The following is an 8,702-nucleotide window of genomic DNA, read 5'->3' as shown; positions in this document are numbered from 1 at the left end:
GAGCGGTGTGGGCCTGACCGTCCAGCACCGCCACCTGGGCGGCGCTCAGGTCGAGACGCGCCACATGCGCACGCGCCTGCCTGACCACCTCCACACCCGGATCGTACCCCCGGGTTTACGCCAGCGTGACGGAATCCACACCGTGAGTCACCTCTCGATCTGCGGCGCGGGCGGGCAGGCGGCCAACCGCACTGAAGGGCGTCTCGGGGCGGATCCCAGCGAGGTATACAGCGCTCCCATCCGCTGGTACCCATGGAGCGGGCACTTCTGGGTGCGGCCCGCCTTGCCGGAAGCGTGGGCGACACATCGCTCACGGTCCTCAAGCACTACATCGACCCAGCTGTTCACGGGCGGAGGGCCAGGGCACGCTCGCGCCCTGGCGGGCACTCCCGCGTGGGCCTTCACCCCCAGCGTGAACGCCAGAGCACTGGCCCACAGGTCGGTAGAAGACGCCCCCTTTGTCGAAGGCGTGGTCGGAGTTCCTGAGCACGCGCTGGGCCGCCTCCGGCGAGCACACCACATAGGTCGGCGTCCGGCCGAACCGCAGCTCCACGACCTCGCCGTGGCGTGGCAGCGACGCCAGCAGGCCCAGCGGGTCGCTGAGCAGGGGTTTCACGTGGCCGAGCAGTGGCCGGCCGCCCGGTGCCCTGGGCGGCCGGCCGGCATGTTCCGGCGCCGTCCCGCGCTCGGGTGACCCGTCGTGATCGAGGCCGCCGCGCGGGGCGCGTCGAAGTGGGGAGCGCATGATCCTCCAGCCGCCCTGAGGTCGCTCATCGCCATAGCTCGGCGACTCCACGTAATCATTGTCGGGTCCGGCCGGGAACTGGCGGCACGGTGACAGGCGCATGGCGAGCGGGTCCCGGCGCGTGGCCGCGTACGGGACCCGGCCGTCCACCGGCCCGGCGTCTGGAGCGGCCCGCCGCGCCCCGGGGCCGGGAGCCGGGACGAGAAATCGGGATGACGGCACCGGTAGCATCGGAGGCATCGGAGCCGCCGCCTCTCCGCGTGCGCGCTACATCGACACTGTCCTAAGGAGCAACCGTGTCCGCCGCCCTTGAGATACGCATCACCCTCGCCGGAGCCGAGCGCGTGGTGGCGGCGGGCACGACGGCCGGGGAGGCGCTCGGCGCCGACGGGCGCTCGGTGATCGCCGCCCGGATCAACGGCGAACTGCGTGACCTCGCCGCCGAGGTGGCCGAGGGCGACCTGGTCGAGCCGGTCGCGATCGACAGCCCCGACGGGCTGGCGATCCTGCGCCACTCGACCGCGCACGTCATGGCCCAGGCCGTGCAGGAGATCTTCCCCGAGGCGAAGCTCGGCATCGGCCCGCCGGTGGAGAACGGCTTCTACTACGACTTCGACGTCCGCGAGCCGTTCACCCCCGACGACCTCAAGCGCGTCGAGAAGCGCATGCGCGAGATCGTCAAGCAGGGGCAGACCTTCCGCCGCCGCCCGGTCGGCGACGACGAGGCCCGCGCGGAGCTGGCCGGCGAGCCGTACAAGCTGGAGCTGATCGGGCTCAAGGGCGGCGCCGCCGAGTCGGCCGACGGCGCGGACGTCGAGGTGGGCGGCGGGCAGCTGACCATCTACGACAACCTCGACCCCAAGTCGGGCGAGCTGTGCTGGAAGGACCTGTGCCGCGGGCCGCACCTGCCGAGCACCCGGGTCATCCCGGCGTTCAAGCTCATGCGGTCCGGCGGCGCCTACTGGCGGGGCAGCGAGAAGAACCCGCAGCTCCAGCGCATCTACGGCACCGCCTGGGAGACCCGCGAGAGGCAGGACGAGTACCTGCGCCTCCTGGAGGAGGCCGAGAAGCGCGACCACCGCAAGCTCGGCGCCGAGCTCGACCTGTTCTCGTTCCCCGACGAGCTGGGCTCGGGGCTGCCGGTCTTCCACCCCAAGGGCGGGGTGATCCGCCGGGTGATGGAGGACTACTCGCGCCGCCGGCACGAGGAGGCGGGATACTCCTTCGTCAACACCCCGCACATCACCAAGGACAACCTGTACAAGATCTCCGGGCACCTCGACTGGTACGCCGACGGCATGTTCCCTCCCATGGAGCTGGAGGGCGCGCGTTACTACCTCAAGCCGATGAACTGCCCGATGCACAACCTGATCTTCCGGGCGCGCGGGCGGTCCTACCGCGAGCTGCCGCTGCGGCTGTTCGAGTTCGGCACGGTCTACCGGTACGAGAAGTCGGGCGTGGTGCACGGCCTGACCCGCGTACGTGGCCTGACCCAGGACGACGCGCACATCTACTGCACCCAGGAGCAGATGCGCGACGAGCTGAAGTCGCTGCTGCGGTTCGTGCTCGACCTGCTGCGCGACTACGGCCTGGAGGACTTCTACCTGGAGCTGTCCACCAAGAACCCGGAGAAGTCCGTCGGCGACGACGCGACGTGGGAGCAGGCGACCGAGACCCTGCGGGAGGTGGCCGAGTCCGAGAAGCTGGAGCTGGTCCTCGACCCGGCCGGCGCCGCCTTCTACGGCCCGAAGATCTCCGTGCAGGCCCGGGACGCCATCGGCCGGTCGTGGCAGATGTCGACCATCCAGCTCGACTTCAACCTGCCCGAGCTCTTCGGCCTGGAGTACCAGGCCGCCGACGGCACCCGGAAGCGGCCGGTCATGATCCACCGGGCGCTGTTCGGGTCGATCGAGCGGTTCTTCGGCGTGCTGGTCGAGCACTACGCGGGGGCCTTCCCCGCGTGGCTCGCCCCGGTGCAGGTCGTCGGCATCCCGATCGCCGACGCCCACGCGCCGTACCTCCAGGACGTCGCCAAGAGGCTGCGCGAGCAGGGCATCCGGGTCGAGGTCGACGAGAGCGACGACCGCATGCAGAAGAAGATCCGCAACGCGCAGAAGGCCAAGGTGCCGTACATGCTGCTCGCGGGCGACGACGACATCGCGGCCGGCGCGGTCTCCTTCCGCTACCGGAGCGGCGAGCAGAAGAACGGCGTGCCGATCGACCAGGCGATCGACGAGATCGTCGACGCGGTCCGCCGCCGCGTCCAGGCCTGACAGGCGGGAAACAGGGATCGGGCGCCCCTTCCGGGGCGCCCGATCTTCTGTCGTTGCTCCGGACCGGCGTCGCCACACGGCATTCGCGGTTTCCGTCCGCGTGTGCGCAGGGTTCGGACGCCTCGTTCAGCGGGCGATGCCCTGGCTGTCCTTGCCGTCGCCGTCCCAGTCGCCGATGACGGGGAGGTTGCCGGTGTCGCCGTAGGCGACGGAGCGGGTGGTTTCGGTGGCGGTGGTGACGGGGCTGGTGCGCATGTAGAACTTGTTGCCCATGCGGACGCCGATGTTGTCCTTGCCGTCGCCGTCCCAGTCGCCGACGAGGGGTACGGCGTTGGGGTCGCCGTACATGAAGGTGTACTGGGCCTGGCCGGTGGCGGGGTCGTTGCTGATGAAGAAGCGTCCGGTGGTGGGGTCGTAGGTGCTGACGGTGTCCTTGCCGTCGCCGTCCCAGTCACCGGTGATGGGCACCATCGGGCTGTTGCCGTAGGCGAACACCGGCCGGGTCGCGACGGTGGAGCCCTGGTCGTCGCTCAGATAGAAATCCAGCACCCCGAGGTTCGCGCCACCACAATTGTGGCTGGTGACGTTCCTGTAGGTCTGGCTGTTGGCAGTGCCGTACGTCACGCCGTTGAAGGTGGGCCTGACCCGTTCGGCGCCCTCGTATCCCCAGCTGGCCTCGCCGTTGCCGTCCGCGTCATAGCCGAGTTCGAAGTGGACGTGGGGAACGTCGTTGGAAGTGGGTCCCGTATGGCCGACCCTTCCGATGAAGGTGCCCATCTCGACCTTCGCGCCCACGTTGACGGCCCGCGACTGCAGGTGCAGGTACGTGGTGAACCACCCGCCGCCGTGATTGATCTGAATGACGTTGCCGGCGTTCTGGTGGTAATACGACTTGTTGACTGTTCCGGCCGCGGGCGCGATGAGCGTGGCTCCGTCGGTGCCCTGCTGGTCGGGCTCCTTGACCATGTCGAGCGCCGGGGCGTGTCCCCACGTGTCCAGCCGCCACTGCTGGCCGCAGGGGAAGGGCAGCTGAAGGGCGGGCCCGGCGGCCAGCGCTCCCCGGCGGGCGGGAGCGGCCGCTGAGACGGGTTGTGCCGCGAGACTCATCAAGGTGCCCGCGAGGACGGTGATCGCCGCCCCGGTCATCGCTTTCCTCCGGAGAGGGTGCGATGTCTTCGGCTGCCGTGAGCGGAGGGAGAGGGACAGGTGCATGATGATGCGTCTCCTGGCGGTCGAGTATTCCTTTCCGGCCGGTTGAGGCCGAGCCGGAATGGCGAGCTATCTGGCCTGACGGTCATCACCGTGACCGGCCGTCCATCCCACGGCAAGGGATTTGGGACACCATGGGAAAACGGGACAAAAACCCGCTTTGACCAGCGCGATTCCCCCGGTAGTGGGACGGGATGGGATGTAACCAGAGATACGGATGGTTCTGCTGTTAACCTTCGGGTGTCGATCTCGGGTCAAAACTGGGGGAGCCAGGTTGACAGAGCCCTCTGCGGTCGAGGATTTGGCCGCGTATATCCGTCAGTTGAAGGACAAGACCGGCCGTAGCTACGACGCTCTCGCGAAGAGGCTCGGTGTCGGCAGATCCACTCTCCACCGCTATTGCTCCGGCGGCAGCGTGCCGCCGCGCTTCACCTTCCTGGAGCAGTTCGCCAAGGAGTGCCAGGCGAGCCATGCGGAGATCCTCGAACTGCACCGGCGGTGGGTACGGGCGCAGACCTCGCAGCCACCCGAAGCGAGGCCCGGCCCAGAACAGCGCACGGAACAGCGCACGGAACAGCGCGCAGAGCAGAGCGCAGAGCAGAGCGCGGAACAGCTCCTTGAACAGCGCCCGGAACAGAGCGGGGAAAAGGGTGCGGAACAGCCAGTGGAGCCGCCGGACGGCCCGGCGGCTCCACCCGGCCCTCCTCCCACGGCGCTTCCCGCGGCACCGGACGCCACGCCCGGGTATCGGCGGCTTCTCGGGAGCAGCCGTACGCGCTGGGTGCTGGCGGGGCTGGCGGTCCTGGTCATGGGCGGGGCCCTGATCTGGCGCCCCGGCCAGGACTCGAGGGCGTCCGCGGCGAGCGGGCACTCGTGCACGGATCGCAGCGGGGTCAAGCACGTGGACGCCAGGCAGGGCGGCCTCGTGTGGACCAGGGACTTCGTGTGCGCGAACCGGCCCGATACACCTCTCTACCTCTCGGTGGACAGCACGGAGAAGGTGGCGATCCTGGACACCCCCAGGAGCTGGTTCGTCTGCTGGGAGTTCGGCCGGGTCCAGGGGGACGGGGGAAGGGTCTGGTACTACACCCGCGGAGATCGCGCCGAGCCGGGGAAGGAGAGCTGGGAGGGGTGGGGATTCGTCGGATCCGAGCACGTCGACGCCGCCGCCCATCCTCTGCCGGGAATGCCGAGATGCCCGTTCGCCTCCGCCTCGCCCTGATCGCCGGAGGATGACGAGAGCGGGCGGGTCAAGGTGAACCCGGCCGGTGGAAGGAGATCCGCGAGGTCATATGCTGCTGCACAGTGCTGAAGGCGCGCTGGTGCACGGTGCTGCAGGCGTGCCAGTGCGCGAAGTGCCACCGGAGCGTTCCGGCACGGGCGGCAGCGCCTCGGGACATCGGGAGCGAGGAGATCGCGGACGTGGATTCAGAGCCGATCGAGCAGGCCGGCGCCGGGGTTCCCGACAACTTCCAGCGCCTGTGGACTCCGCACCGGATGGCCTACATCAAGGGCGAGAACAAGCCCACCGGGTCCGGTGCGGACGACGGCTGCCCGTTCTGCGAGATCCCCAAGCTCTCCGACGAGGACGGGCTGATCGTGGCCCGGGGATCGGCCGTGTTCGCCGTGCTCAACCTCTACCCGTACAACTCCGGGCACCTGATGGTCTGCCCGTACCGGCACGTGTCGGACTACGCCGACCTCGACGGCCCCGAGACCGCCGAGCTCGCCGAGTTCACCAAGCGCGCCACGCAGGCGCTGCGCAAGGCGAGCGGGGCGCAGGGCTTCAACGTCGGCATGAACCTCGGCGGCGTGGCGGGCGCGGGCATCGCCGCCCACCTCCACCAGCACGTCGTGCCCCGGTGGGGTGGCGACACCAACTTCATGCCGGTGGTCGGGCACACCAGGGTCCTGCCGCAGCTTCTGCGCGACACCCGCGACCTGCTCGCCGGCGCCTGGCCCGCCGCCTCCTGACCGCGCCCCGGCCACGGAGCCGCGCGCGGGCACGACTGAGGCACCCGGTCCCGGACCGAGGGTCCGGCCCGGCGTCCGCTCAGCCCGCCAGGCTCGCCGGGGGGCTCGGCGCGGCGGCGGCCGGGGCGGGCTCGCCGTACTGCAGGGCGCGGATCCCCGCGCTGAGCACGAGCGGTACGGCCAGCGCCAGGGCCATGGACAGCACGGCGGCCCCCGAGTCATTGACGAGCATGCCGACCACCCCGCTCACGAGTGCGCCGAGCAGGCCCGCCTTGAGCGTGGGCGCCCGTTCGAACGCGATCGGCAGCACCCCGGCGCTGGCGGTCCCGGGCCGCAGCAGCGCGAAGACGAGGAACGCGAAGGCGGCGATCACCACCGGCATCAGGTTGGGGCTGAGCAGCGTGGCGAGCATCGCCCCGAGCTTGCGTGAGATCACCGGCAGGAACGTGCCGTCCGCGACCTGGCCGGCGAACCGCCCGAGATGCGTCTGGCTGGCCGGGGGACGCAGGTAGTCGAGGTAGGCGATCGTCATCACCAGGACGCCGCCCGCCGCGCAGAACGCGCCCAGCTTGACGACCGACACCCGCCTGCCCGCGACGAGCATCGCGGTGACCGCGATGCCGGGGACGAAGGCGATCACGCCGCCGAAGTCGCTGCCCACGCCGGGCCAGCCGTCGAGCAGCATCGCGAAGGCCCCGAGCACGGCGATCAGGGCCACCGCGACGGCCTTGCGGCCCGACCGGACGAGCCGGTCCGCTGCGGCGGTGGTCACGAGCAGCACGGCCGTGGCCAGCAACGCGAAGGGGATGTTGCCCAGGCCGTAGTAACGGGCGCCGACCACTCCCGTGTAGCCCATCAGGCTGTTGAGCTGCAGGGGCGTGCCGGTCAGCAGGTCGCCGAGCAGCACGGCCGCGGTGACCGCGGCGATCACGGTCAGCGGCCCGAGCACGCCGCGCCGCCACGGCCCGGCGAGCGCCGCCAGGGTCAGCGCCGCCGCGATGGCCGCGATCGAGGCGAAGAGCGTGAGCACGGGCTGCGCCGTACGGGCCCACGGGAGGAGGTTGACGAGATAGGTCGAGGCGGGGATCGCCGCCAGCGCCACGGCCGCGGACCGTACGGCCGGCAGCCGGTCGCGGCGGCGCAGCAGCAGGAACGCGGTCAGATAGAACAGCACCTGGAGCACGGCGAGGGTGGTGAAGAAGGCGCCGGTGGTGTTCCTGATCGTCTGCCCGGCCACGTCGGCGGTCCGCAGGGCCGCCACGCCCTCGGCGAGGCTCCCGCCGCCGGTCCCGTGCGTCTCGACCGGGACGCCGACGACGTTCGGGGGAGCGGCCACCCCGGCCCGGGCGAGGATCGTAGCGGTGAGGTCGGGCAGGATGATCATGTCGTCCCGGTGGGTGGATCTGGCGCCGAGCGTGCGTCCCGGCCCGCCCGAACCCGCGCCGCCCGGGCCGGTGGTGGCAGGACTGGTGGTGGCCGGGTCCTTCATGGCCGGGCCGCGCAGCATCGCCACCCGCAGGTGCGGCACCGGCCCGTGGTCGCCGACGCCCGCCACCAGCACCGTCGCCTGCCCCAGGCGGGGCAGCACCGCGCCGAGCTTCGCGTCGGCCGCCCGCGCCGCAGCCCGGCGCACCTGGGGAGACACCGCCTCCGGCACCTCGCTCAGCCGGTCGGCCGAGACGTAGGGCGCGATCAGGTCGGGGATCTCCATGGCGACGACGTTCGCCCGGGTCAAGTCCGCGGCCTGTGCGACGTCGGCGGCGTAGACGTCCACGCGCCCGGCGCGGTCGGCCAGCGCGAGCGCCGCGCCCGGGCCGACGGCCATCGTGGTCCGCCCGGCCGTGTGCAGGGCCTGCCCGAGGGTTCCGGCGTCGTCCTGCTCGCGCACCTCCCACAGCCAGGAGAACTCGGGGACCACCGCGCCCTGGCCGCTCGCCTCAGGCGTGGGCGCCATGCCGCAGCGTCCCCCCACCGCCGACCGTACCCCGGCCGAGACCGTGAGCCATCCGTCGTAGGGGCAGGTGCCGTCCTTGCGCACCGTCCGGGCCGACAGGGAGCCGATGGCGGACTCACCGGCGAGCCGCCACAGCGCGGGGGTGTCCTCCGGGGTGACGTCGCTCCACATCAGACCGGGAATGCCGACCAGCACCACCCGCTCGCCGGCCGCCGTCCCGCGCTGGCCGGACCTCTGATCCGGCCACTGATCCGGCGCCTGATCGGGTGCGGCCGCGAGCCCGGCGGACGCGGCCGCCGCGGGCGCGAGGGTCACGACCGACACGCCGAACACGACCGCGACGAGCGCGCGCCTCACCCACGTGCCACTCACCGGCGACCCCCAGGCCCCTACATGATCTTGGGAAAACTCGCGACCACGCTACCGGACCCGTGGACGACCGCGCAGCGACTCGGTCCGTCCCGGGCGCCTCGATCGGCGGCCCGTCCCTCCGTGCGCGAGCGGGGACCCTGGAGTCCTGCCCGGCGGGGCCACCCGGGCAGGGCCG

General features: G+C 71.4%; 5 protein-coding genes. 3 read left to right on the top strand and 2 right to left on the bottom strand.

Translation table 11 applies throughout. The features are described from left to right. Positions 1–1,041 precede the first annotated feature (1,041 nt). The gene (gene thrS / locus Mam01_RS27005) at positions 1,042–3,018 is read left to right on the top strand and encodes a threonine--tRNA ligase (protein WP_204287971.1); all 1,977 of its coding nucleotides are present in this window, start codon (positions 1,042–1,044) and stop codon (positions 3,016–3,018) included. Positions 3,019–3,144: 126 nt separating this feature from the next. Here thrS and Mam01_RS27000 read toward each other — a convergent pair whose 3' ends face one another. Continuing rightward, entirely contained in the window at positions 3,145–4,164 is a 1,020-nt protein-coding gene (locus tag Mam01_RS27000) for a M23 family metallopeptidase (RefSeq protein ID WP_204287970.1), read from the bottom strand. 280 nt (positions 4,165–4,444) lie between these two features. On the opposite strand from Mam01_RS27000, the gene Mam01_RS26995 reads away from it, so the two are divergent. Together Mam01_RS26995 and Mam01_RS26990 are read left to right on the top strand one after the other, a co-directional pair. Next, positions 4,445–5,449: a helix-turn-helix domain-containing protein gene (locus tag Mam01_RS26995; protein WP_275409087.1), complete on the top strand. Its 1,005-nt coding sequence runs from the start codon at positions 4,445–4,447 to the stop codon at positions 5,447–5,449. Positions 5,450–5,649: 200 nt separating this feature from the next. After that, the gene (locus Mam01_RS26990; protein ID WP_225312046.1) at positions 5,650–6,201 is read left to right on the top strand and encodes an HIT family protein; all 552 of its coding nucleotides are present in this window, start codon (positions 5,650–5,652) and stop codon (positions 6,199–6,201) included. Between the two features lie 79 nt (positions 6,202–6,280). Here the strand turns inward: Mam01_RS26990 and Mam01_RS26985 are convergent, their stop codons facing one another. Beyond that, positions 6,281–8,527, bottom strand: a complete 2,247-nt coding sequence (locus Mam01_RS26985) for a hypothetical protein (RefSeq protein ID WP_204287968.1) — start codon at positions 8,525–8,527, stop codon at positions 6,281–6,283. Between the last annotated feature and the right edge of the window lie 175 nt (positions 8,528–8,702).

The sequence above is a fragment of the Microbispora amethystogenes genome, assembly GCF_016863015.1.
Classification (GTDB): Bacteria; Actinomycetota; Actinomycetes; order Streptosporangiales; family Streptosporangiaceae; genus Microbispora; species Microbispora amethystogenes.
This window is presented reverse-complemented; position numbering and strand designations above follow the sequence as displayed.

Bases quoted from the DNA above. Each gene is read 5' to 3' on its own strand.
- Mam01_RS27000 (WP_204287970.1), bottom strand. From the start codon at position 4,164: ATGACCGGGGCGGCGATCACCGTCCTCGCGGGCACCTTGATGAGTCTC.
- Mam01_RS26995 (WP_275409087.1), top strand. From the start codon at position 4,445: ATGGTTCTGCTGTTAACCTTCGGGTGTCGATCTCGGGTCAAAACTGGG.